Source organism: Hymenobacter radiodurans (assembly GCF_004355185.1).
Taxonomy (GTDB): Bacteria; Bacteroidota; Bacteroidia; order Cytophagales; family Hymenobacteraceae; genus Hymenobacter; species Hymenobacter radiodurans.
The window spans coordinates 3,924,539-3,949,075 of sequence record NZ_CP037922.1; the positions used below are offsets into that span (position 1 = coordinate 3,924,539).

At 53.1% G+C, this 24,537-nt stretch carries 18 protein-coding genes, 1 other RNA gene and 1 pseudogene; 9 read left to right on the top strand and 11 right to left on the bottom strand.

What is annotated here, in order from left to right:
• Nucleotides 1-43: 43 nt before the first annotated feature.
• Together EPD59_RS17860 and EPD59_RS17865 are read right to left on the bottom strand one after the other, a co-directional pair.
• Entirely contained in the window at nt 44-2,512 is a 2,469-nt protein-coding gene (locus EPD59_RS17860) for a TonB-dependent receptor (RefSeq protein WP_133273978.1), read from the bottom strand.
• A 167-nt stretch (nt 2,513-2,679) separates the two neighbouring features.
• On the bottom strand, nt 2,680-3,180 hold the full coding sequence (locus EPD59_RS17865) for a MarR family winged helix-turn-helix transcriptional regulator (protein WP_133273979.1): 501 nt from the start codon (nt 3,178-3,180) through the stop codon (nt 2,680-2,682).
• A gap of 252 nt (nt 3,181-3,432) precedes the next feature.
• Between EPD59_RS17865 and EPD59_RS17870 the strand changes: the two genes are divergently transcribed.
• On the top strand, nt 3,433-5,577 hold the full coding sequence (locus EPD59_RS17870; protein ID WP_133273980.1) for a carboxy terminal-processing peptidase: 2,145 nt from the start codon (nt 3,433-3,435) through the stop codon (nt 5,575-5,577).
• Nucleotides 5,578-5,686: 109 nt separating this feature from the next.
• Here the strand turns inward: EPD59_RS17870 and EPD59_RS17875 are convergent, their stop codons facing one another.
• From EPD59_RS17875 to EPD59_RS17895, 5 genes are all read right to left on the bottom strand, one after another.
• Complete coding sequence (locus EPD59_RS17875; protein ID WP_133273981.1) at nt 5,687-6,592, bottom strand: DUF4097 family beta strand repeat-containing protein; 906 nt, start codon at nt 6,590-6,592, stop codon at nt 5,687-5,689.
• The gene (locus EPD59_RS17880; protein WP_133273982.1) at nt 6,589-7,461 is read right to left on the bottom strand and encodes a DUF4097 family beta strand repeat-containing protein; all 873 of its coding nucleotides are present in this window, start codon (nt 7,459-7,461) and stop codon (nt 6,589-6,591) included. The genes EPD59_RS17875 and EPD59_RS17880 overlap by 4 nt, the downstream gene beginning before the upstream one ends.
• A complete protein-coding gene (locus EPD59_RS17885) occupies nt 7,409-8,320 on the bottom strand; it encodes a HEAT repeat domain-containing protein (protein WP_133273983.1) in 912 nt (303 codons plus the stop codon). The genes EPD59_RS17880 and EPD59_RS17885 overlap by 53 nt, the downstream gene beginning before the upstream one ends.
• A 10-nt stretch (nt 8,321-8,330) precedes the next feature.
• Nucleotides 8,331-8,855, bottom strand: coding sequence for an RNA polymerase sigma factor (locus EPD59_RS17890; RefSeq protein ID WP_133274743.1), 525 nt, complete (start codon nt 8,853-8,855; stop codon nt 8,331-8,333).
• Nucleotides 8,856-9,124: 269 nt separating this feature from the next.
• Entirely contained in the window at nt 9,125-10,609 is a 1,485-nt protein-coding gene (locus EPD59_RS17895) for a sensor histidine kinase (protein ID WP_240731480.1), read from the bottom strand.
• Nucleotides 10,610-11,079: 470 nt separating this feature from the next.
• Here EPD59_RS17895 and EPD59_RS17900 point away from each other — a divergent pair, with 470 nt between their 5' ends.
• Genes EPD59_RS17900 through EPD59_RS17915 form a run of 4 tightly spaced genes read left to right on the top strand, consistent with a single transcriptional unit; the run spans nt 11,080 to nt 14,627 of the window.
• On the top strand, nt 11,080-11,565 hold the full coding sequence (locus EPD59_RS17900; protein ID WP_133273984.1) for a hypothetical protein: 486 nt from the start codon (nt 11,080-11,082) through the stop codon (nt 11,563-11,565).
• Nucleotides 11,544-13,184, top strand: coding sequence for a sensor histidine kinase (locus tag EPD59_RS17905; RefSeq protein ID WP_133273985.1), 1,641 nt, complete (start codon nt 11,544-11,546; stop codon nt 13,182-13,184). The genes EPD59_RS17900 and EPD59_RS17905 overlap by 22 nt, the downstream gene beginning before the upstream one ends.
• Nucleotides 13,181-13,570 (top strand): response regulator, encoded by a 390-nt coding sequence (locus EPD59_RS17910; RefSeq protein ID WP_133273986.1) that lies wholly within the window; start codon nt 13,181-13,183, stop codon nt 13,568-13,570. Before EPD59_RS17905 ends, EPD59_RS17910 begins: the two co-directional genes overlap by 4 nt.
• A 10-nt stretch (nt 13,571-13,580) precedes the next feature.
• On the top strand, nt 13,581-14,627 hold the full coding sequence (locus EPD59_RS17915; protein WP_133273987.1) for an adenylate/guanylate cyclase domain-containing protein: 1,047 nt from the start codon (nt 13,581-13,583) through the stop codon (nt 14,625-14,627).
• A 21-nt stretch (nt 14,628-14,648) separates the two neighbouring features.
• On the opposite strand, the gene EPD59_RS17920 is transcribed toward EPD59_RS17915, so the two are convergent.
• Nucleotides 14,649-15,323 carry a hypothetical protein gene (locus EPD59_RS17920; protein ID WP_133273988.1) on the bottom strand — a complete coding sequence of 225 codons (675 nt, stop codon included), beginning with the start codon at nt 15,321-15,323 and terminating at the stop codon, nt 14,649-14,651.
• A gap of 998 nt (nt 15,324-16,321) precedes the next feature.
• On the opposite strand from EPD59_RS17920, the gene EPD59_RS17925 reads away from it, so the two are divergent.
• Nucleotides 16,322-17,596 (top strand): acyltransferase family protein, encoded by a 1,275-nt coding sequence (locus tag EPD59_RS17925; protein ID WP_133273989.1) that lies wholly within the window; start codon nt 16,322-16,324, stop codon nt 17,594-17,596.
• Nucleotides 17,597-17,660: 64 nt separating this feature from the next.
• Here the strand turns inward: EPD59_RS17925 and ssrA are convergent.
• From ssrA to EPD59_RS21990, 3 genes are all read right to left on the bottom strand, one after another.
• Nucleotides 17,661-18,031, bottom strand: a transfer-messenger RNA (tmRNA) gene (gene ssrA, locus EPD59_RS17930).
• Between the two features lie 153 nt (nt 18,032-18,184).
• Nucleotides 18,185-19,378: a prolyl oligopeptidase family serine peptidase gene (locus EPD59_RS21985; RefSeq protein ID WP_205703439.1), complete on the bottom strand. Its 1,194-nt coding sequence runs from the start codon at nt 19,376-19,378 to the stop codon at nt 18,185-18,187.
• Nucleotides 19,348-20,367: a prolyl oligopeptidase family protein gene (locus EPD59_RS21990; protein ID WP_205703440.1), complete on the bottom strand. Its 1,020-nt coding sequence runs from the start codon at nt 20,365-20,367 to the stop codon at nt 19,348-19,350. The genes EPD59_RS21985 and EPD59_RS21990 overlap by 31 nt, the downstream gene beginning before the upstream one ends.
• Before the next feature lie 376 nt (nt 20,368-20,743).
• Between EPD59_RS21990 and EPD59_RS17940 the strand changes: the two are divergent.
• The 3 genes and pseudogenes from EPD59_RS17940 (at nt 20,744) to EPD59_RS17950 (ending at nt 24,522) form a co-directional block, all read left to right on the top strand.
• Nucleotides 20,744-21,912: pseudogene (locus tag EPD59_RS17940) on the top strand (DNA polymerase III subunit gamma/tau).
• 59 nt (nt 21,913-21,971) lie between these two features.
• On the top strand, nt 21,972-22,811 hold the full coding sequence (locus EPD59_RS17945; protein WP_133273990.1) for a hypothetical protein: 840 nt from the start codon (nt 21,972-21,974) through the stop codon (nt 22,809-22,811).
• Nucleotides 22,812-22,878: 67 nt separating this feature from the next.
• Nucleotides 22,879-24,522 carry a hypothetical protein gene (locus tag EPD59_RS17950; protein ID WP_133273991.1) on the top strand — a complete coding sequence of 548 codons (1,644 nt, stop codon included), beginning with the start codon at nt 22,879-22,881 and terminating at the stop codon, nt 24,520-24,522.
• Nucleotides 24,523-24,537: the final 15 nt, after the last annotated feature.

A 24,537-nucleotide genomic window follows, 5' to 3' on the forward strand; every position in this document is an offset into this window, starting at 1 on the left:
TGTAACCGCGCTACAGTGGGGGGCTTTTTCGAGAAAGAGGATGTTACGATCCGCCGGCCCGGCGCTTCTCATCCTCGGCGCCACCTTGCCGGCGACGCGTAGGCGCTAGTTTATCGTTGCCAAAACGATAGGTAAAGGAGAGCGTGGCCACGCGCGAATCTTGGCGCTGGTAGAAGCGCTCCACGTAGTTATCGTAGGCCGAAACGGCGCGCACTCTATTCATATAAAACAGGTCCGTCACGTTCAGCTTGATGTTGCCCTTCCGGTCCCACACCGATTTCTGCACGCCCAACGACACTTGTCCGTTTGGCTTCACGCGCAGGAAACCGTACTGTTCGCCCGATTGAAAGCGGGTATTCAATTCTGCCCCCCAGCCCTTCTCAAACGTGAAGGTGCTGTTGCTGGTGATGTTAAAGGCCGGCCGACCTTTATCGAGCGAGGTGCCGGCCAAGTCGCCAACGAAGCGGCTGTAATAGAACACGGCGTTGTTGTAAATCTGCCACCACTTCTTGACTTCCAACGGAGCCGTCAGCGTCAGAGCGTAGTAATCCTGACGGCTCAGGTTTACGCTGGTTGATACAACGGTCGAGTCCGTTTCGGGCTGCACCACGCCAATAATAGGCTGATCGGTGCGGCTGTAGCTGAGCGTGCTAGTAAATTTCTGCTTGAAGGTGTGCGACAACTCCACGTTGTAGCTGGTTTCGGGCAACAGATTTGGGTTGCCCGCTCCCGAAGTAGTTGGATTGATAATAATCCGGAAAGGGTTGAGCTGGCCGTAAGAAGGGCGGTTGATACGGCGGCTTAAGGTCAGGTTCACCTCGTTTTTGTCGTTGATAGTGCGCTTAATAGCCGCACTGGGAAACAGCTGAGCGTAGTTGCGGCGAAACGAGCTATCGCCGACCACCTGGCGGCCGATGGCCTTAGTTTGCTCTACTCGCAACCCGGCCTGCAAGCTGGTCTTAGCCAATGTCCGATTCAGGTTCACGTACGCTGCTCCAATGTTCTCCTCGTACTTAAAGCGGTTGGTACGGCTGGTGTCAATGGTCGTGACGCTGCCTTCGGTATTGCGAAATACCACGTCATTATCAGATGTTACTCGACTGATTTTGGCGCCCGCCTCCAACCGCGTTTTGCGGGCCAATGGCTGAATATAATCCGCTTTGGCCGACATGATGGCCAGATCTCCCTCCTGGTCGCCTACGAGCAGATTACTGGTTCGCTCGCGCAGCAAATACTCGGTGCGCTGTCCCTGGAATCGGTCGAGGGTATAGCGGGCGTAGTCTACGTCGGCGGTCACTTCGCCGCTATTGGCTGAGTCGGCAAAAGTGTGCTTGAAGTTCAGGTTAGCCGTGCCATTTGCCGACCGAAAATTTCGGTCGGTAGTAGCCGTGTACAAGTCGGCCAGACCGCCCGTAGCGTCGAAAAGCGAGGTATTGTTGCGCGCTAAGCCCGGTCCTTTATTAGATAGGCCGCTGAAGGCCGCGCCCACCACGGTACGCTCCGAGATATTATAATCCAGACCGGCCCGGCCGCTGTGTGTTTTTGAGCGGCTTTGGCTGCTGTTTTGTTGGTCGCTGCTACCGGTCAGCACTTGGCGGCCCGTACTATTATCAAAGAAATTGCGGTAGATATCCAGTTTGCCAATGCCTTCGCGGTCGGAATAGGTATAGCTCCCAAATGTATTCAAGCCTTTGCGGCGGTTGTTCACAGAAAAGCCCCCCGTCAGCTTATCGTAGGGGCTGCGGCCGTAGCTGGCATTCACCGAGCCATTGGTGCCCTGCCGCTGGTCCTTTTTGAGGTTGATGGCAATGATACCCGCGCCGCCCTGGGCGTCGTACTTGGCCGGCGGATTCGTTATCAGCTCAATGCTTTTCAATTGGTCGGCGGGCAAGGCGCGTAGATAGTCAGCTAGCTCGGTGCCGGTCATGGGTTGGCGCTTGCCATCAATGAGTACTAATACGCCCTGACGGCCACGCAACGCTAAGTTGTCGCTGCCATCCACGGTTACGCCGGGGGCCCGATTGAGCACGTCGAGCGTGGTGTTGCCAGCGGCCAGCGTCGAGCCTTCCACGTTTACTACCGTGCGGTCGGCTAGGCGTTCATAGAGTGGTTTTTGGCCAATTACCGTCACCTCTTTCAGCGCCGTAGCCTGGCTCGACTTCAGCACTAAAGCGGGCAGCGTGTAGTTTTCCGTCGTCACTTCAAACGGCCCCGACCACATCCGCACAAACCCCACTTGCGCCGCCGACACCAAGTACCGCCCCGCCGCCGCCTGCTCGAAACGAAATGCTCCCTGCGCATCGCTAAACTCGGTTTTGACCATGGCAGAATCGGCGGCCCGGTGCAGCGTGACGGTGGCATACTCAATGCCAGCACCCGCATCGGCACTACGCACAGTACCGCTCACCCGACCCTGAGCCGCTGCACTCAAGCCAGCCAGTAAGCCAGGTATAAGAAGATAAAAAACGCGCTTTGCAGCCAGTGAGCGCCGAAAAAATGGAAGACGTAGCATGTATGTAGGGAGAAATGTATGGACACGATGAGGAACGTGACCATTTTGGCCACGGTACTGACTAGCAAGAAATCAGGGGCAGCTTACAGCGAAGCTGGGGGGCAAATTTGCCTACTTAGGCGGGCGGCGGACGATAACTTGTGTGCATAGCAACGACTTTATAGCGCTTAAGAACCTTTGGCAACTGGCACAGGATTCTGGGTAGCAGCGTCTGTAATTGGTGTTTCTGTAGGCGTCACCGGTGAGGGAAGGCAATTCGTATAAATGCGCTCCAAGCTGCGGCGCACCTGATCTAGCGTGGCCTCGTTCAGGCCATCCAGGGCGGTGGCGCGGTTGCTGAGTACCACCGGCTGCACCGCCACCAGCGTGTCGTGGCCGGCCGCCGTTACCCGCAGTTGGGTGCGCCGACCATCGTTGGGCAATGGTTCGGCTCCTATCAGGCCGCGCTTCAGCAGCAGCGCGATAATGCGGGCAACCGATGCTTGATCTTTGAAAACCCGGTCGGCGATGTCGGCCTGGGTTAAATCGTCGTGCTCGTCGATCACGCGCAGCACCAGCCATTGGTCTACCGTGATGTCAATACCAGCTCGATCAATGTTGGCTTGCGCGAACTTGCGGTATTGCCGGATGGCCCGGTCGAGGGAGTAAAAGAGAATTTCGTTTAGCATCACGAAAGATTTCGTATTACAGACTATGACATATCATTGAAGTTGCATGCAAACGAAATATTTTTTAATGATATATCATAATGATTGGGGCATGCGTCAGACTTCCTGAAATAATTTCAGCTTTAGGAACAACCTGCTTGCCCGACTTTCATCTTTCTCTTATTCCGGCTTCATATATGTTGTAGTAGAATCCGTATTATCTCTTTGTCGGGTGTTTTCACCTTGTTTTCTTCTGTTTTGACTCGCTCTGCCATGCTTTCTACTCGCGCTATTGCCACCTACGGCACCGTTCTACTGCTCGGTATTTCTGGTTTAACGGCCTTCAACTCCCCTCCTTCTTGGCTTAACAAAGACAAGGTCTTGGCCAATAACCCGAAGGATGAAGTGCTCTTAAAAACCTTAGTACAAGGCTTAAGCGAAGCACATTTTCAGCCGCTGCCCGTCGACGACAAGTTTTCACAGCGGGTATTCAAGCTGTATTTGAAGCGCCTGGATTCCGGCCACCGATTCCTGCTGAAATCTGATGTGGAACAGCTTCGAAAGTATCAGAATGAACTGGACGACGAGTTGAAGAAAGGTGACCATCCGTTTCTGGATCTGAGCACCAAACTGATTGAACAGCGTATCGGCGAAACTCAAACTTTATATCGGGAGTTGCTGGCCAACCCTTTCGATCTGACCGTGGCCGAGTCGTTTGAGACCGACCCTGACAAGCTGGATTACCCCGCCGATGCCGCCGCGCGCCGTGACTACTGGCACCGACTGCTCAAGTATCAAACGCTGGTTCAGGTATCCGATATGATGGACGAGCAAGCTAAAAAAGCCGAAAAGCCGTTGGCCTCGAAGCAAGCTGGTCCTGTAACCAAGCGCACGGCGGCGGAGCTGGAAGCCGAAGCCCGAAAGCGTGTCTTGAAGTATTATGATGAGTTGTTCAATGATATAAAGCAAACTGATGCCGCCGACCGACTGGCGCTCTACGCTTCCGCTGTTACGAATGCCTACGACCCGCACACCGAGTATTTTGCCCCCCAGGACAAAGACAACTTCGATATTGCCCTAACTGGGCGCCTTGAGGGCACGGGCGCGTTGCTCGATGAAAAAGACGGTCAGATTTCGGTAGCAGACATTGTGCCCGGCAGCGCCGCTTACCGGCAGGGCGAGCTCAAAACCGGCGACATCATTCTGCGGGTAGCACAAGGCGATGCAGAGCCCGTAGATATAACCGGCATGCGCCGGGACAAAGTGGTGAAGCTGATTCGGGGTAAGAAAGGCACCGAAGTACGCCTGACGGTGCGTAAGCCCGACGCCAGCACCCACGTTATCAGCATTATCCGCGACGTGGTTATTATCGAAGACACCTATGCTCAGTCGGCGGTGGTGAATGAAGGCGGACGCAAAATCGGCTACATTCTGCTGCCCAGCTTCTACGCCGACTTCAACCACAATGGCAGCCGCAGCTCGGCCACCGATGTAAAAAACGAATTAGAAAAGCTGAAGAAAGCCGGTGTGCAGGGCGTCGTCCTCGATTTGCGCTTTAATGGTGGCGGCTCGTTGCAGGATGCGGTAGAAATGGCGGGCTTGTTTGTAAAAAATGGCCCTATGGTGCAGATAAAAAGCCGACAGCGGGCCGCCCAGATTATCGGCGACCCCGACAATGACGTGCAGTACGAAGGCCCGTTGGTAGTGTTGGTGAACAAATACAGCGCCTCGGCTTCCGAGATTCTGGCCGCTGCTATCCAAGATTATAAGCGGGGGCTAATTCTGGGCAACACGACTTACGGCAAAGGCACTGTACAGCAGATGTTCGACTTGGATCAGGTGCTGCCCGCCACCTTTGACAACCTGAAGCCTTTCGGGTCGCTCAAGCTGACGGTGCAGAAGTATTACCGCATCAATGGTGGCTCCACGCAGTTTAAGGGCGTTACGCCGGATGTAGTGGTGCCGGATGCTTACAGCACGCTTGGCGAGGGCGAACAAGACACCGACTATGCGTTGCCGTGGGACGAAATTGCGCCCGCCAATTATAAAACATGGTCTGGGGCGGCTTCCCTGCCGCAGCTAGTGGCCGCTAGTAACAACCGCGTGGCTACAAGTGCCGGTCTGAAACTTATCACCGAATCGGTGCTGCGGATGCAGAAGCGTAAGAACGACACCAAGGTTTCCCTAAATCTGGCCGGCTACCGGGCCGAACAGGAACTGACGCGGGCCGCTTCCAACAAGTATACGGAGTCGCAAAAGCTGCTGCCGGCTCTGGAAATTACCCCACTCAACGTCACGGCCTCTACGGCTACCACTGCTGACACCACGCTGACTAATCGCGCTTCTCGCTTTGTGAAGCCACTGCGGAAGGATCTGGCTTTGCGTGAAGCTGTGGCTGTGATCAAGGATGCGCTCTAGGGGCTTTTTTAATTTTGTTATAGGTGACGTTTCTATAATCGTCTGGTATCCTTTCTGGCACCTCACCAGAAAGGATACCAGACGATTATTATTTAACGACCAACCTTTCCTACTTGGCCTTTCGGATGTACAGATTGCCATTTAGCGACTTCATCATCACCTCGGCGCCGCCACCATTAATCTTGCCGTAGCTCCAATCATCGGTGCTGACCCGATAGGTGCCGCCCTGAGCTGTCTTGTTGACCTTGGGGGCGCTTTTTTCAGTGGCCAGATCGAAGTCACTGTAAATCTCGCCCATGTCGGATTTCATCTTGAAGGCGGCTTTAGCATTAGCGGGAAAGGTCACATCGACTTTGCCATTTACGGTAGAGAAAGCCATAGGAGCGCCGTTAGTGACGTTTTTGAAAGTAGCAACCACAGATCCGTTTACCGTGTTGGCTACCGCCGAACCCGACACCTGCTTGAGCTGCACGCTGCCGTTCACGTTGCTAACTTCCAACTCCCCGCTCACGTTTTCCACCACAATATCGCCGTCTTGCACCGTGCCGATTTTCAGCGAAAACTGCTGCGGCACTTTGATTACCAGGTCGATAGGCTGCTGCCAGGAGTTTGTCTTGATATAGACTTTGTTGTCTCTTTCCTCAGCTGTCAAGTCGAAGCTAGGGTTCCGGTCAATGCGGCGCATACCGGAAGCGTCGCCGGCTGGAGCACTTCGGCCGCGTCGTTCGCCGCGGGCTGAGGCTTCAATCACAACGTCTTTGCCGTTGTAGCCTACCACATTGATGGAACCACCTACTAGTTTCACGTTCAAGGAGCCGGGCTTACCGGGCGAGGTCAGCGCTACGACTACCTGCTCTTTTACCTGCTCACTTGTTTGCTCCCTCGTCTTTGTTTGTTCCCTCGTCCTCTCCCGGGTTTGGGCCAGAAGCGGCAGCGAAGGAGTCAGTAACAGTGCGAGCAGACTGGCTTGGAGTAGTTGGCGAATGCGGAATTGACTATGCAAAGGGGATTTCATTTGGTTTGCTGTTTGATGGTCACGTCGCCGTTGAGGGTCTCGAAGCGGAAATCTTTTCCGCCCTTACCCAGCCGTACTGCTGTGTCCTTGGTTAATTTGTATTTGGTACCGCTGCCAGTACTTTGCTTGTTTTGAGTGACTTGTACCGGTAGCGTTTCCACTTGGGGGAAGTCCGTGAACAGCTCACCGTGCATGCTTTTGAAATGCACATCCGCTGAGAAGTTGGCGGGATACGTCACTTTGATATCCCCATTGATGGTGTTGTAGGAGGAAGCTTCGGGGGGGCTGGCCAGGTAGGTAGCTTCCACATTGCCGTTCACGGTGCGCGCTTTCGTGGTGCCCTTCACATTCTTGAGCGTGACTGCCCCGTTCACGTTGTAAGCCCGCAACGAACCGCTGACATCCTGCACCATCACCTCGCCATCATTTACCGTCGAGACGTGCACGTGCATTTGCGACGGCACTTTCACCACGTAGTCGATGGTGGCTTTGTATTCTATGTCGCGGTCATTGTTGCGGTTGTTATTGCGCCGGGGGCGGGAGTCGTACGGCTCAGAGATGTAGGCGATAACGCTGTCGCCGCGCTGCTCAAAGCCTAGCTTCACCTCCTTTACGCCTTGCTCTATGGTTTTCGCATCGGGGCCGGTGATGGTTTTGGTGGCTTCGACAACCACTTTATTGCCACTGTAGCCTTGCACACGCACGGAGCCGAAGATGTTGTAGACGGCCAGTGTACTGCGCGCGGCGTCGCCGGTGAGCGTAAACTCTTTATTGATTTTTTCAGTGTTTTCGCGGTCTTGAGCCCAGAGTTGGCAGCTAGACAATAGCACCAGCAGACCGATCAGGCTGGGGAGAAAGGAACGTTTCATCGTAGTCGTTTGAAGTGGAGGGCGCAGCAGGCTGGCCGTTTGACAAGTTTTTGATGCTTTCTTTGATCTTATCTTTCACAGTCTGATCCAGATCAGGCTGCTTGAGCAGGCGGCGTAAGGGCTGAACCGACCGCTTTTCCTGGAGCTGCACCATCACATCGGCCAGGGCCGACTGCACCAGCGGCGATTCCTGCTGTGGTAGCGACTGCACAAGGCCCATTCTTACTTTCGGCTCATCGGCCAGTTCGGCCAAGGCTTCCAGCGTGGCGAGGCGCACGTTCACGTTGTCGTCATGATTCAGAGTGCTGAGCAGGGCGTCGATCACACGGTCATTGGGGCCGCTTATTTCCTTCGTGTAGCTCACGGCCCGCAGCCGCTCACTAGCCGAAGGATTTTTGATGAGCGAGAGCAGCATTACCTGGCGCATTTGTTCTACCTGCGTGGTCAGCGTGGCAAGTTGCTGCTGCTCCGGCGTGGCGGCTGTTTTCTTGTTGTTCAGCCAATAGCCGCCTACCAATCCAATGGCCAATAAGCTAAGGCCGTACGCCAACCGCACCGCGGCCTGGGGCAGCATTAAGCTTTGTAGCCATCCAAAAAAGCCCCCCAGTGGATTAGTCGACGCCGTGGGCATGGTTTCCTTATAGGAAGCAAGCATGGCGTAGAACTCGGGGCGCAGGTTTTCGCTTGGCTCCGGCACGGGCACGCTGCCCAGCATTTGCCACATCTGCTCCATGCTTTGCAGCTCTTCCTGACATTCGGGGCACTTGGCTACGTGAGCCTCCAGTGCAAACCGTTCGGCATCCGGCAGCTGGTGGTTTAGGTAGTCAGCTAATTGTTCTTTTATGTGGTCGCAATTCATTGCCTTCCCGTCAGTTTTCAATTCGCAAGTAGATTGTCTTTAACTCATTCATGGCCCGGTGCACGCGCACCTTCACGGCCCCTTCGGTCGTGTTCATCACGCGGGCTATTTCCTCGTACTTCAATTCCTGGAAGCGGCTCAGCACCAATACCTCGCGGTTTTCGGCACTTAGCTTAGCCAGGGCACTGTGCAGGGTAGCTACTTCCTGCTCGCGCTGTAGTTGCTCGTCAGCCCCTACTCCACCCCCAATTTTTTCGGCATAATCGGCTACATCGGAATGCCGAACCGAGTGCCGATTCTTCTTCACATGGTCGGCCAGCACGTTGCGGGCCAGGTGGTACATCCAGGTCCTGAATTCCCCGTCGCCAGTGAAGGTGTGACGGTATTTCAGCATCCGGTAGAACACCGTTTGCACCAGGTCTTCGCTGGCTTCGGCCTGGCCCAACATGTGATAGAGAAAGCCGAACAGCTTGCGGTGGTAGCGCTCAAAGAGCAACCCCATCCGGTCCACGTCTCCGGCCTTCACCCGAAGCATGAGCGCATTGTCTGTGAGCGAGTTCAACCGGTTGAAAGGTAGTTTTTGAGCTTATTTTGATGTGGACACCGCGCCAACTCCCGAAGGTTACAGGAAGTCGTCAACTTTTTTTGAAAAAAGCCCCCCAAGCCGCTTTATCTGACTGTAAAGCGTAGATAAAGTGGCTTGGGGGGCTTTTCTGAGGGAAACATGAAATCGCGATGCCCAAGCGGCGCAGTTGCATTCAACTATTAAGACGTCAATACGCGTCTCTACAGCAGCCTACTAGCTCAGGCGCGCACCTCCGGCAACCACACCGTAAACTCGCTGTATTCTCCATACTCGGAGTTCACCGTGAGCGTGCCGCCGTGGCCTTTGGTGACGATGTCGTAGCTGAGCGAGAGGCCTAGGCCCGTGCCTTCGCCCGGCGGCTTGGTCGTGAAAAACGGATGGAAAATCTTGTCAATCACATCCAGCGGAATGCCCGTGCCATTGTCGCGCACCCGCAACAGCACGCCATTTACCGCCCGCTGCGTACTCACCGACACGGTTGGCTTATAATTACTCCCGGGCGGCAGCTGCGTGGCCTTTTTGTGCACCGCGTAAAAAGCATTGGTAAACAAATTCAGCAGCACCCGGCTGATATCCTCGACCACCACGGTTATCGGCCCCAATTGTAGGTTGAAGTCGGTAGAGAGAGTGGCGTTGAAGTCTTTGTGCTTGGCGCGCAGGCCGTGATAAGCCAACCGTAAATACTCGTCGGCCAGCGCGTTCAGGTCCGTGGGCTGCCGTTCGCCCCGGCTGGCGCGCGAGTGCAGGAGCATTCCCCGCACAATATTGCCAGCGCGGTCGGCGTGCTCATTTACCTTCTTCTGACTTTGGGCCAGATCATCCAGCAATGACGTTATCATCACCCTGCGCTTCTCCGATATTGCCTCATGGTCGAGTTCCTGGCGCAGTTCCTCCACCAACTCTATTCCTACCTCCGAGAAGTTATCAACGAAGTTGAGCGGGTTCTGAATCTCGTGGGCAATACCGGCCGTGAGGGCGCCCAGCGAGGCCAGCTTTTCCTGTTGCACCAGTTGGTCCTGCGTGTTCTGCAAATGCTCCAGCGACTGACCTAGCGTCTCGTTTTTCTGGCTCAGCATCTTCTCCTGCCGAAAGTTTTCGGCGCGGAAGTAGTACACCACAAAAAACAGCGTCATGAAAAACAGCAGCACATTGGCGTTATAGAAATAGGTGCTATCCTTCACATAAAGAAAAGGTTGTACATGCTGCATCGCGTAGCGCACCGCAAAATAGGCGGCCACGTTGAGCGAAAACAACATGAGTATTTTCCAGAATTTGCGAAAGAACAGCATGGCGACAATGCTGTTCGAAATCAGGTAATACTCGACGCCGTCGTACTTGCGGGCAATGGCAATAAAGGAGCATAACACCGTAACGCTCAGGATGCAGTAGTAGGCCGAAGCATTGTAGCGTCGGTAATGATTGAGTATAAAAGGGGGTAAATTCAGGAATACGCCCGCCAGGCAAATCCGAAACGTCAGCCAGTCCGGGGAGTTAAAGAACACAATGACGTAGCCGGTATAGATGGCAATTGTGATGGCGCTAATCCCATTCAGCAGCCGCACCCGCTTCCATTGCCATTCGGTAAGCTCCTTGTGCACCCCAATATTGATGAGGCGCTTCCACATTTCCAGAAAAGGCCAAATCAACCTGGCCAGAGGCCCAGCCGGAGCACCATCCGCAGCCGACTTGTGAAGTGTGAGCATAGCAGAACTAACTGACCAAGGATAGATTAGCGCTAAAGTCAGCGAAATGACAAGGGTGCGTCGCTATCGTTGCTTATGGCTAAGGAAATGAAACAGATAGGCTGAATGGTTAAGATTAAGTAATTTAGTTGAAATGGATTCATTTATAATTGTTCCACCTATAATCATACTATATTTAATACTGATCATCCTTTCCCTAAGGCCTTATGCAGGCCGGTTATAATGCCTGTTCTATTCCCTCCCGCTCCTGCCTGATCAGGTAGTAGCACTTTGCTATCCTACGAGCATAACCGGCTGCTAAAGCTGGTATTGCTCGCCACCGCATCAGAAGCGCCACTGCCTATTATGCACTGCTATCTGCCCATAAGAGTTCTCATGCTGCTGGCACTGGTTTTTGCCATACGGGCAGGAGTGGCACAATCAGGCAGTGACACGGCTGTTTACTTCGATAAAATGCCCCCGGTGGCATTGTGCTCGACAAAGGCTGGAAGTTTCAGCCCGGCGACGATGAGCAGTGGGCGCAGCCGGATATCGACGACCAAGGCTGGCAACCGATCAACCCAACCCTTCCACCCCGGCAGCTGCCGCAGGTGCAGCAGGCGGGTATTGGCTGGCTTCGGCTACGCTTCCGGGTAAGCCCCGAGCTTCAGCGCAAAGCCCTGATCTTGAGCATTGCCCAATACGCCGCCTCGGAGGTGTACCTGAATGGACAGCTGCTGCGTCAATACGGAGTGGTTAGCTCTATACCTGTGCTGGTAAGGGCTTACTGGCCCAATCGGGAGCCTATTGAGTTGCCCCTTTCTGAGGAGGGCGAGCAGGTATTGGCCATTCGGGTTGCGCACTGGGGGCTTTTTCCGTCTTCAACGATTTTTTCGTTCCTACTTTCTTTCAGGCACGCTTGGCTGGGCTACAGCAGATCGAGGAAAATTTTCAGATGGAGTCCAAATACAAGGTAGCCGATATGCTCCTTTTTGGGGCTCTGCTCCTGCTTAGCACGCTGCATGTCGCGTTCTATTTATATAACCCCAATCAGCGGGCTAATTTCTATTTCGCGCTGTATACCATGGCCGAAGCCAGCGCCTTTTTCTGTACTGGCTTTCTCGATGATATCGGCGCGCATGGGCTCCGCCTGGGAATGGATATCGTGTCTTACGCGAGCCTGCAGATAGGGAGCGTGTTAGCCGTTCGGGCCCTCTACAGCTTCTTCTATCTGCGAGTTGGGCGCATTTATTACGCCCTCTGGATAGCCAATATTTTCAGCCTGTTGCTATTGATGTTCGGGCAAGGGTTCCATTGGTATCCTACCGTCGGCTTTATGCTGCTAGTTACAGCAGAGCAGTTGCGCATTACCGTAGGCGCCCTACGGCAGGCGAAGCGGGCTGCGGGCATCATTGCACTGGGCTTCGGCATCGCCTTCGTGCTGCTGCTAGCATTTGCTTTGCTGTCTGTAGTACAGCCAGAAATACTTCGGCAGGAAGTACTGGGAATTCCGCTGCATACGATGCTTACGTTCTCCGCTTTTCTGTGTCCCGTGCTGGCTATTTCGCTGTTTCTGGCCTGCCGCTTCGCCCTCGATAGTCGCCTGCTCATGATTAAGCTGGCCCAGGTACGTCGGCTTTCGGCCCAGGCTACGGCCCAACAGGAGGAGAAGCAGCAACTGCTGGCGCAGCAGAATGAGCTATTGGAACAGCAGGTGCAGCAGCGAACGGCCGCTTTGCAGCAAACTTTGAGCAACCTGCAAGCTATGCAGCAGCAATTGATTCAAAGCGAGAAAATGGCCAGCTTAGGTGAGCTGACGGCCGGCATTGCCCACGAGATTCAGAACCCGCTCAACTTCGTCAATAACTTCGCGGAGGTAGGCGTAGATTTATTAGCCGAGCTAAAAGCTGGCCCTTTGCTCAGCTTGCCTGATAAGGAGCGAAAATCAGCCGCGGAGCTGGTTGATGACTTATCGCAAAACCTGGAGAAGATCACCTACCACGGAAAGCGCGCCGATAGCATTGTGAAGGGCATGCTAGAGCACTCGCGCGCCAGCCGGGGCGAACGGCAACTCACGGACCTGAATGCCTTGGCCGACGAGTACTTACGCCTGGCTTACCACGGCCTGCGCGCCAAGCACAAAGACTTTAACGCTACCCTTACTACAGATTTCGACAAGAATCTGGGCCTTGTGGAGCTTGTACCGCAGGAAATAGGACGTGTGCTCCTCAATTTGATTAACAATGCTTTCTACGCCGTCCAGCAACGGCAACGGCTAGGCCAGGCCGGCTACCGGCCCGAAGTGTGTGTGGCTACCAAACGCCTGAAAAATGAGCAGGTGGTTATCTGGGTGAAGGATAATGGCATGGGCATCCCGGAAGTAATTCGGCAAAAAATCTTTCACCCCTTTTTCACGACCAAGCCGCCGGGCGAAGGCACGGGCCTGGGCCTCTCGCTCAGCTACGACATCGTCACCAAAGGCCACGGCGGCACCCTCACAGTCACGACGAAGCCAGGCGAATACACGGAGTTTGCAGTATCTCTACCCGTCAGTCAGGAACACGTACAGACACAAACGCTAAGTTATTCCATATGAGAAAGATCTTGGTTGTCGACGATGAGGCTGATGTGCGGCTCCTGTTTGAGCAACGCTTCCGACGGGAAATCCGTGACGGCGTATTTTCGTTTTCCTTTGCCTTCTCCGGGGAAGAGGCGTTGTCGTACTTAGAACAAGAGCCACATTATTCGGAAGTAGTGCTGATTTTGTCCGACATTAATATGCCGGGCATGAGTGGCCTGGAACTGCTTCGCCTGATAAAAAAAGACCATCCGATTCCGCCTCCCTTGGTGATGATGATTACCGCTTATGCCGATGCCGAGAGCTATAACAAAGCCATGGAGCTGGGAGCCAATGATTTTTTATCAAAACCACTTGACTTTGCTACGTTAAGGCAAAAACTACTTCTCCTGAATACTATCTGAAAGCCGCGCTATGAAAACCAAAATACTGGTGGTAGATGATGAGGCTGACTTAGAGTTGCTGATCAAGCAGAAGTTCCGACGCAAGATTCGCGAAGGCACCTATGAGTTTCGTTTTGCCCACGATGGACAGCAGGCGCTGGATAAGCTCAAAGAGCAGCCGGATGTCGATATCGTTCTCTCTGATATCAACATGCCCGTGATGGATGGGCTGACGCTGCTGACCAAGCTACCCGAGGTAAACCCAACCCTGAAAACCGTGATGGTTTCGGCTTACGGCGATATGCAGAATATCCGCACGGCCATGAACCGCGGCGCCTTCGACTTCGTGTGCAAGCCCGTCGATTTTGCTGACCTGGAAGTAACCTTGGAGAAGACAATTGCACAAGTACAGCAGCTGCGCGAAACTCTGCGGGCGATTCAGGAAAACAACATCCTGAAGATGTACGTGGACGAAACGGTCATCAATTTTATGGCCCGCCCCGGCTTGGAAAACCGCCTGATGGCCAGTGAAAGCATTGAGGCCACAGTGGTTTTTATTGATATCTGCGGCTTTACCGCACTGGCCGAGAAGCTACAGGCCGATGCCTTAGTGCGCTTGCTGAATCTGTATTTTGATCAGATGGTGAAGGAGATTATTGCGCAGGGCGGCTACATCGACAAGTTTATGGGCGACGCCGTGATGGCTGTTTTCCGGGGCACTTTTCACCTCGACCGCGCCATCGATGCGGCCTTATCAGTGCGGACCTTGCTTCAAACCAACGCGGAGCCCCTCCCCGATGGCATCACGTACCGGCCTGATGTAGCCATTGGCATCAGTACGGGAGAAGTAGTGTCAGGCAATATCGGGTCGGCCTCGCTGAAGCGGCTAGATTATACCATCATCGGGGATACCGTGAACCTGGGGCAACGTTTGCAGTCGGTCGCCCAGCCCGGACAGATTCTCATTACCGAGGCTACTTATCAGCAGGTAAAAGAGTCGTTCCAATGTCAGCCCGTGCAGGAGTTTACCCTAAAGAACAAGGCCAAACCTGTGATGACGTATGAAGTAGTATCGTAGCGGAGCCGGCCACCAAGCCGGTTATAGCGGCGGCGGGGCCAGTACCGCCTTTATTTTGGTACCAGCTAGTAGCGAGCCGCCGGCCACGCGGTCCAAGCGCAAGTCTACGAACAGGGAGCCGTCGGTGCTGATATGACTGCCTAGTACTACGCCGCTCGCGGCGAAGGTCTTATCGTCTGCGCGACTAATATTTGCCCCCCAACCCGGCGCAACAGGCTGGGTATAAAGACTGGGGGGCATTATTTGAATCTGAAACGGCTCTAGTTCCAGCAGCGAAGCTACCACGGTATTAGGAGACAGGTAGGAACTGCCATCAATCAGGCGCTCAGCAACCAAGGCATTCATGGGTGCCACTACAAAGTTGTGGTCGTAGCCCTTCACCAGAATCTCGCCTTTGTGCACGTATTGCCCTGGCACGAAGAATATTCGCTTGATCCGCCCTTTGGTACGAGCGAGCAGCGGTGAATGACGGCTTGTCGTCACGATTCCCGGCAACTCCTCCAACACAGGCCGCGGCGCGTCAGCGAAAGCACCTTTACTCGCTGGCCCAGTTTTTTGCGCTACCCGCTGATCTGCATCGTCTACTTTCTCTGCCAGCGAGCCGCTCCACCAGCATCCGCTACAGCTCATTGCCACCAACAGGGCTATTGCGGATAATCTTGTAGCAGGCGAAATGAATGTGTACTGATTGCCCATAAATAAAGTATTTGCCTGAAACCAAACACTACTAATGGCATTATATAAAACCTTATGTCATGTCCTGACTGGTTTCATGTTCGCGCGCTCCAAGCCCGGATGGAAGCCATAGTTCGAATAAGATAAATGCTTTACTCAGGTTCTCACCTCATGGAGTCCATATTACCAACCAGCCTTATAAAAGCTCATTGATTGAATGGGTATTAATGCCAGATCAACTGACAACCCAATATGCACCTCCATTTAAAGTAATTATATGTCAATCGGGTGGACAGCTCATTACAGGATAATAGCTGGCCCTTCGAATCTCTTACAGCTTTAGTAAGAGTACTAAACTACACTTTTTTAAAAGTATTTCAATATACTATTGAATGTTTCTATTAAAAAAAGCCCGCCATTATGTCCATATCTTCAGTGGCTCTCTACCATCAGCTTAGTATTCAGTTTGCATCCATCATATAAACCAAACCGGGCATAACCTGCAACTAGCAGCATGCCATAATCTTTCGATTCGGGAAAGGTTTGTGTGATTATCTATTCACTCATATAGCGCCACCGGGCATGAGCCTTGCGCCGAACAAAGAGCAGAGTACGAGGTGCCACTGAAGTTCGCGGGCCCTCGCTTTGGGGCGTAATCTCCTCTAATGTGGCTTGGCTACTGGAGAGCAGTACTTGAATGCGTAGGCTTGAGGAGCAAATAGGGTAGCGCAACAAGAGATTCAGCGCAGTTTGTATTTCTTTTTCAGTTGCCATAACCTAAGACTAAAAAGCTTATTGTTGAGCTACCAATCTCATGCCATGTTACTAAATCCACTATTTCACCTTGTACTATTCACATGATACCCCTACAAACACCTGCTTTTAGTTTGTATACCACTCAAAACAGGGTCATGTTGAATGTACTATTTCTACCCTGTTTAGTGTTCCCCCTATGTTACCTTTTTCAGAGTATATCATCTTATAGAGAATAGCTTTGTGTTTCACTTGGCAAATTCGTTATGCTATTACCCAATACAGGCATCCCTGATCAACTGATTAATAAAGAAGACACTAAAATCAGATATAGCCTAGAGGCACTACGAGGAGTAGCGGCATTCATTGTGGTATGGTGCCATGCGATCGAAAATTTTAACTTCTTAGATCCGCATTACTCGCCAAAAGGGGTATTAGCTTTTCTACCGCCTTCACATCTGAGTGTACTTCTATTTTTTGTTCTTTCAGGCTATGTGATTGGCCTTTCCACAAAACAGCGTCTGGCGAGTAAAGCAACTATTAGAACATATCTTAAGAAACGCTTCTTACGCATCTATCCTATCTATTTTGTAAGCATGGTGGTGGCGGTGCTAATAGCGCAGCCTTACCCAATAAAAACATTGCTTGGAAATTTTACACTTACTCAGGTTTTACTTACGCCGCTAGTAATTGAGAATGGCCCATCGTGGTCGTTGCACTATGAGGTCCTTTACTATCTTCTATTTATACCTATCTCCTTTTTTAGAGTTCCTCCTTTTCCAGCAGCTATTATCTGTATGTGCATTGGCGTAGCAAATATGTACGCAGCACCTGATGCTCCATTACTGAGCTCTTATGCGTTTGGATTCGCCTTTTGGTTGGTCGGCTTAGGATTGGCCCACTCTGCAAAGCATCTTCCGGATTTTCAAACCTCTTACCAAGTTCTTATCGGTATGTTACTGGTGCTACTCAGTATGTATCAGTTTAATATACTCGAAACAGTTACTCTCAAGGTAACGAGATTACTAACGGGCGAAACGTTATTTTTTAAGCCTGGTAAGCCTTACGAAACGCAAATCAGATTTAATGACATGGCGTTTTTGCCGTACGCAGCCGCTTATATATTACTATTTGCTGACAAGAGCTTCCCCTATCGTCGTATTATATTAATATGCTTGTTCGGGTTACCCGCCTTAACGTTCGGCTACTTGGCTCTACGTTTTAAAGAACTGGATTTGGCTTCTTATATCTTGGCCACGTTCTTTTATCTGATGGGTATCGCAGCAATGCTCGTCAAATCTGATGCGCTCGAACAATTATCTCAAAGACTAATGAATCCTTTAATTAAGTTAGGTAGCATTTCGTATGGAATGTATATTATACATATACCTATTCTGTTTATTTTCCACAGAGTAGAGACTTTCTCAGGTACAGCGCTAACTTATTGGGTGCGTTTTGCAATTGCTATTCCAGCAGTGATCTTAGCCGCCTACTGGTTAGAAAAAAAGTTTCAACCGAGGGTGCGAAGTCTTTTTCATTAAGAATTCACAAACAAATTGTGAAGTAACAAAAAAAGCCCCCGAAACCGGGGGCTTTTTTTAAATAACGTGGAGCTGCAGGGATTCGAACCCTGGTCCAGACAAGGAAACCGACGAGCTTTCTACGTGTGTATCTATGCTTGAATTGTCGGGGAAATCCGGGCGCACATCAGGCCTTTAGATCTCCCTTAGATGCAGTTGTTTTCGCCTGAGCATCACACCTCTGCCCAAACTATCCCTTTACTTACGACGTCCCGTGCTCACCCGTGAAAAGGAAGACGGATGCGGAACGATGGCATTACTTAGTACCTAGACTAAGCAGCCATGGCGTAGCTATACTCGCCATTTACTGTTCGAATGACTTTTTAACAGGAGATCCATTCAACTCCTGACACGCTTACTCGCGACCTGCACAAGCTGTCAATTCCAGTCAGCCCCAAATTAGAAAGAACGATGCCCGCGCCGAAGAGCGGGGTGCGAATGTACGCACATCACGGAGAAAACGTTGCTGGGGGGCTTTTTTGTTCCCACAAATTGCCCCCCAGCCCCAGTATAAAGCCCAATAATCGTCTCCTACGCGCCGCTAGCTCTTTACTTCATAGCAGAGGTTTTGGGTTGGAAGGCCGGCACTCCGGTTTGCCAGAGTCCGAAGGCCAACAAGTCGGCCATGGTTTCGAACTGCTTCTGCTTGGAGTCGCCGATGCCGTGACCGGCGTCGTAGTCGGTGAAAAACAGGATGGGCTTGTTGGAGGCGTTGCTGGCTTGCAAACGAGCGGCAAACTTGGCCGGCTGCCAGGCAATAACGCGCGGATCGTTGAAGCCGGCCGTAATGAGCGTGGCGGGGTACTTAGTTCCCTCCTTTAGGTGCAGATAAGCATCCATCTCCAGCAGGGCCTTGCACTCATCCTCCTTGGCTACGGTGCCAAATTCGGGAGCGTTTACGGGGCCATTAGGCGAATTCTCCATCCGGATGGCGTTCAGGCAGCCCACCTCCGGCATCGCGACGGCAAACAGATCGGGGCGCTCCGTCATGGCCCGGCCAATGAGGATACCGCCGGCGCTGCCACCGTTGATGGCGATGCGGCCGGGAGCGGTGTACTTGTTTTTAACGAGGTACTCGGCGCAGGCAATAAGGTCTTTCCAAGTGTTGGGCTTCGTGGCTTTCTGTCCGGCTTTGTGCCAGGCTTCGCCCATCTCGCCTCCCCCGCGCACGTGGGGCACCGCAAATACGCCCCCCTGTTGGGTCCAAAGCAGGTAAGGTGGGTAAAAGAAAGGGTTTGCGGAAATGGAATAGGCACCGTAGCCCACCATCAATATGGGTGCAGAACCGTTGCGTGGAGTACCTTTTTTGTACACCAACGATAAGGGCACCTGCACCCCATCGTGCGAAGGCACCATGAGTTCCTCCACGACCAAATCTGCAAACTCCGGGTACTGCGCTTCGGAGGAAATGGGCTCGAGTGTAAACTTCTTGGTGGCGGCGGTGTAGCGGTAGCGAGTACGGTCGGTGGTCCAGCCTACGGGCAGTATCCACAGGTCGGGTGAGTCGGCATTCTTGGTTTGTAGCGTAATGGTTCCGGCGGCTTGGGGCAGCGGAATACGCTCCACGTTTTTGCCCCCTTTGGCCACGAAGTAAAGCGAGGCTTCTACCCCATTCTTGGTGCGCACGAAATACAGTCCATCTTTCGTGACTTTGAGCTGCTCCATATCAATGGCCTCGTTAGGGCTTTCCGGCACCAGCAATTCGGCGGTAGCTACGTCGGGCTTGGCCACCGGCATGCGCATGATTTTCTGGCGGGGGCATTTTTGGAGGTTATGAAGTACACATACTTCGCGTCGGTCGCGAAATTAGTAACCTCCTGCCCAGGCTTAAAAAGTGGCTTCCAAGCAATTTTGGGCCGAGCAAGCTCTGCTACCGGAGCGTAATATATATGCTGATACCGATCTACGGAGCTGATAAGACCATACAAGAGCTTGGTGTCGCGGTCGTAATAAGCGTAGGGATAATCGGAGGGCCTGATGCCTAAAGTCGGGTAGAGTTTGGCCGAAAACACCGGCCGGTCCTGGCTGGGTGGCGTACCTACTTGGTGCAGCAACGACTGCGTGTTGAGGCGAGCCGTCGGATCGTTCACATCGCGCCCATTCAGAGGCACGTAGGTAAAGCTGTTGCCGTCTTGTAGCCACTCGCCCACTCCCCAAGTATTCTCCAGCTTTTCAGGGTAGAGCTTTTTCCCGCTCACGTCCATAATGCGCAAGGTGCCTACTTCAGCGCCCTTTTCGCTAATTTCAAAAGCTACTTTAGAGCCATCGTAGGAGGGCGAAAAGCTGTTGACGGTATACACTTTCCCTGTCTCAAACGCTTCCGGGTCGAAAAGCAATACCTCAGTCCCTTTGTAGCCGTCGCGGCAATACAGCTTGGGCTGCTGATCCTGGGGGCGAATTTTGAGGTAGAAGTAACGGTCGTTATCGGCTATTTTCAACTCGCGTACCTGCTCGGCTTTGCGCGCATCAAACTCCTTCATTTTATCTAGAAGCCCCTGACGCCCCGGAATGGCATTCAGCGTCTGACGAGCGTAATCGGCCTGCGCCTTCATCCAAGTCTGGACGGCCGGGTCGGTTAGGGTTTCAAGGTTGCGGTAGGGGTCGGTTACTTTGATACCAAAATACTCGTCAGTAGCCGGGACCGAGGGCGCCGCCGGCGGATTTGTTTGTGCCCAGGTTAGTCCAACGGCTTGAAGCGAAAGCAGACAGAAAGCCAATAGCGTTTTTTTCATGACAGGTCTGGTTAAGGTTGGTATGAAGACTGGGCACTGTATAGATAAAAGCTTGAGACAGAGAAGTCATGGCAGGTAGATCAGGACGCTACTGCCTATTCTAATAAGTGCTGTATGCTACTGAAACAGAAGGCTACGTGCAGCCTCCTATTCACTCAATCCAAGTGATATGGAAGGACGCATTATCACACATAAGATAGTTTGGAAAATCGACCAAACAAATCAAAAATCTACATTATCCATCTGTTAGTCAATGATATAATATAATTACAATATTAAAGTTAATACAACCGCATTGGGCTGATGCTAGTGGCGTGCAACGCCTAAAATGCAGTCGGATGCGCCACTTGGATTGCCTATCTTTGTAGATAGAAGTATGGAAAATTTCGTCGTTTCGGCCCGTAAGTACCGTCCTGCCACCTTTCGGAGCGTGGTGGGGCAGCAGCACGTGACTACCACGCTGCAAAACGCTATTGTCAGCAACCACCTAGCCCAGGCTTTCCTGTTTTGCGGCCCGCGCGGGTGGGCAAAACCACTTGCGCCCGCATTCTGGCCAAGACCATCAACTGCCAGAACCTCTCGCCCGAAACGGAAGCCTGCGACCAGTGCGAGTCGTGCCGCTCGTTCAACCAGAACGCCTCGTTCAACGTGCACGAGCTGGATGCAGCCTCCAACAACTCCGTCGAGGACATTCGCTCCTTAGTCGAGCAGGTGCGCTACGCCCCCCAGACCGGCAAATACAAGATCTACATTATTGACGAGGTGCACATGCTCTCCAACGCGGCCTTCAATGCCTTTTTGAAGACCCTGGAAGAGCCGCCCTCCTACGCCATTTTCATCCTGGCTACCACCGAGCGGCACAAGATCATTCCCACGATTCTGTCGCGCTGCCAGATCTTCGATTTCAACCGGATTCGGGTTGATGACATCGTGGGTCACTTGGGCTACATCGCAAAGCAAGAGCACATTACGGCCGAGCCGGATGCACTGCATTTAGTAGCGCAGAAGGCTGACGGCGCTCTGCGCGATGCCTTGTCCATCTTCGATCAGATGGTCACGTTTTCGGGCAACTCGCTCCGCTATCAGGATGTGGTGCAGAACCTGCACATTCTGGACTATGAATACTACTTCCGGCTGGTCGATTTTCTGGTGAGCGAAAACCTCTCCGGCTCGCTGCTTTTGCTGGAGGAAATCATGCAGAACGGCTTCGACCTGCACAACTTTGTGGTGGGCGCGGCCGAGCATTTGCGTGGCTTGCTGGTGTGCAAAGACCCGGTAACGGTGCAGTTGCTGGAGGTTTCGGAAGGCATTCGGGCGCGCTACGTGCAGCAGGCTCAGGCGGCGCCGCTGCCGTTTTTGCTGTCGGCCCTGAATCTGATCAGCCAGTGTGACCGGGAGTTTAAGCAAGCCAAAAACCAGCGCCTGCACGTGGAGCTGACGCTGATGAAGCTGACGTATCTCAACGGCGCGGTGCAGTTTGCGCGCGAGCTAGGCGCTGGCTCCAACGGGTCGGCGAACGGCGAGGCTAAAAAAAAAGTAGCGTAAATAGTTCAGCGCCGCAAAATGTCCCCCAGCCTACTCCCGTAACTGGTCTAAGCGCTCCAATGGCGCGGCCAGTAGCGGTTCCGGCGGCACCTGCTGCCTCTATTACTCCGGCTTCGAGCAATGGGGTAGCTAAAATACCCCCCAGCGCTACTTTATCAGAATCAGAACTCGTGTCGGCACCCGCTGAACCGGAGGAGATAATTCCGGTGGAAAGCGGCGTGGAGGAATTGCACGACACGCCCAGCATCGAAGACGAAGAGGCTGACTTGCCAACAGCACAGCATCAGGTGCTTGATACGGTGCCGCACGTGGATACCGGCGCGCCCAGTGTAGCCGGTCACGAGCCAGGTCAAACGCCACCAGCGCCAAAAATGCCCCCCGCTCCCTCGCTGGCCGCTGTCAAGCCGCTGAATGGAGCTAGTAAGATTCCGAGTCTGAAAGACCTCAAAGCCCAGGTGGCCCAGCAGGCCACCGTGGTCAAAAATGCCCCCCAGGAAGTGGCTGAGCCCAGTGGGCCCGCACTTGGTCTGCCGGCCGTGGACGAAGAACTGCTCCAGCGCGTGTGGCAGGAGTTGAAAGAGGAAAAACGGGCGCAGGACCGTATGAGTGAGTACATGGTGCTGAATCGGCCGGTGACGGTTAATGAGCAGCATGTCATTGAGCTAGTGGTCGACAATCCTATTCAAATTGATCAGTTCAATGATTTTCGGATTGAGTTTCTGACCGAGCTGCGGCGGCGTACGGGCTACCCGCGCCTCACGGTGCAGCCCGTGATGGGGGAGCAGGTGCAGACGGCGCGCAAGCTGTATACCTCGGCCGATAAGTTTGAATATCTGGCCGACAAGTTTCCGTCCCTTCGTGAGATGAAGCAACGGCTGGGGCTCGACACTGATTTTTAAGGTATTGGTTGAGCGTTAGGCTCTTCTTACATCCACAAGCCTACACATATTGACTTTTCTTAGCAGCTTGATAAACAAGCTTTTACCGGCTCGTCATCAACGGCTTATTGTCGGCTCCTTTTTTGGCCTGCTTGTTTTGTTGGGCCTGCTGCTGCACCGCGACTATGGCGTATCGGCTGATGAGCGAGTAGACCGGCTAAACGGGATGGTGAATGTCAAGTACATTGCGGAGCTCGTCGTACCGGCCCTGGTTCGAAATCAAGCTGGCTATGAGCTCATTCCGCCGCTTAAAAATTACATAGAAAACGACCACGGTGTCGCGTTTGAGATACCTATGGCGTTGGTGAGCTTCGTGCTCACGCGTGGCGATGCGCAAGCCGCCTATTATCTGCGCCACTTCTGCATTTTTCTGGTTTTCGTGGCGGGTGTGTATGCCTTATTCCGTCTGAGTACTCTATACTTAAAAAGTTGGCGTTGGGGCCTGCTTACGGCACTTTTACTGGTGATTTCGCCCCGTCTTTTTGCCGATGCGTTTTACAATGCCAAGGACATCGTATTTATGTCGCTCTTCACGCTCGGCATTTACTCTCTACTCCGCTTTGTCCGGCAACCTACCCTTCCACGCGCGCTACTGCACGCCCTGATTACGGCCCTTGCCGTGGATATCCGCATCCTAGGGATGCTGCTGGTAGCTTTCACTGTGGGCATGCTGGGGCTGGAAGTACTATTTCGGCCGAATGACCAACGAACTGCCAATCGGCAACTTATAAAGGGTGCAGGAGTGTATCTGGCCGCTACTCCGGTGGCTATTCTTATCGGATGGCCGGCGCTTTGGGAAGCGCCGTTCGCCAACTTACTGGCTTCCTTTCACAGCTTAAGCAAATATCCTTTCAGGGGCACGCTACTCTACTGGGGAAACACAATTCATCTGCCAGTTGATCCAATGCCTTGGCATTACATTCCAGGTTGGATTCTGGTAACGACGCCCGTGGCCTACACATTGGGGGCTGCGGGGGGCTTTTTGCTGACTCTGTTTGCTTTGCTGAAGCAGTGGCGTACATTTTTGCAGACGCCGGAGCACCGCCAGAATCTGCTATTGCTGCTGTGGCTGTTGGTGCCGCCATTGCTGGTTATTGGCCTGAATTCAATTCTGTACAACGCTTGGCGGCATCTGTTCTTTATCTATCCGGCGCTGCTGATTCTGGCTGTTCGGGGTCTGTATTACTTGTACTGCCTTGCGCGCTACGCCTCCCGAACGCGGGCTTGGGTGGCGTCGCTGCTGCTCGTCGCGGCGGGGTTGGAGGGTGTCTACACTGTCGTGCGTATGGTCCGGCTTCATCCGCATCAATACGTGTACTTCAGCTTTTTGCCCCCCAGTGCGGCCGAGCGGCTGTTTGAGCTTGATTACTGGGGCCTCTCCTATCGGGAAGGGTTGGAGTGGGTGCTGGCCCACGATCCGAACCCGCAGATAACTATCAGTGGCAATCCGAGCTACCTGGATAATAACATGCTGATTTTGCCCCCCAGTCAGCGCGCCCGCCTCCGCTATATTCCCAGCCATGCCGAAACGCCCACCGAAGCCTGTTACTTTCTGACTGCTTACCATTACTACGGCGCACGCCCCAAAACCTACCCCGATAGTCTGGGGCGGGAGGTGTATACCATCCGGGCTGATGGCTTGCGCATCTTCTCCGTATTCAAGCGTTGGTAAGCTGCCTGTTTCTTC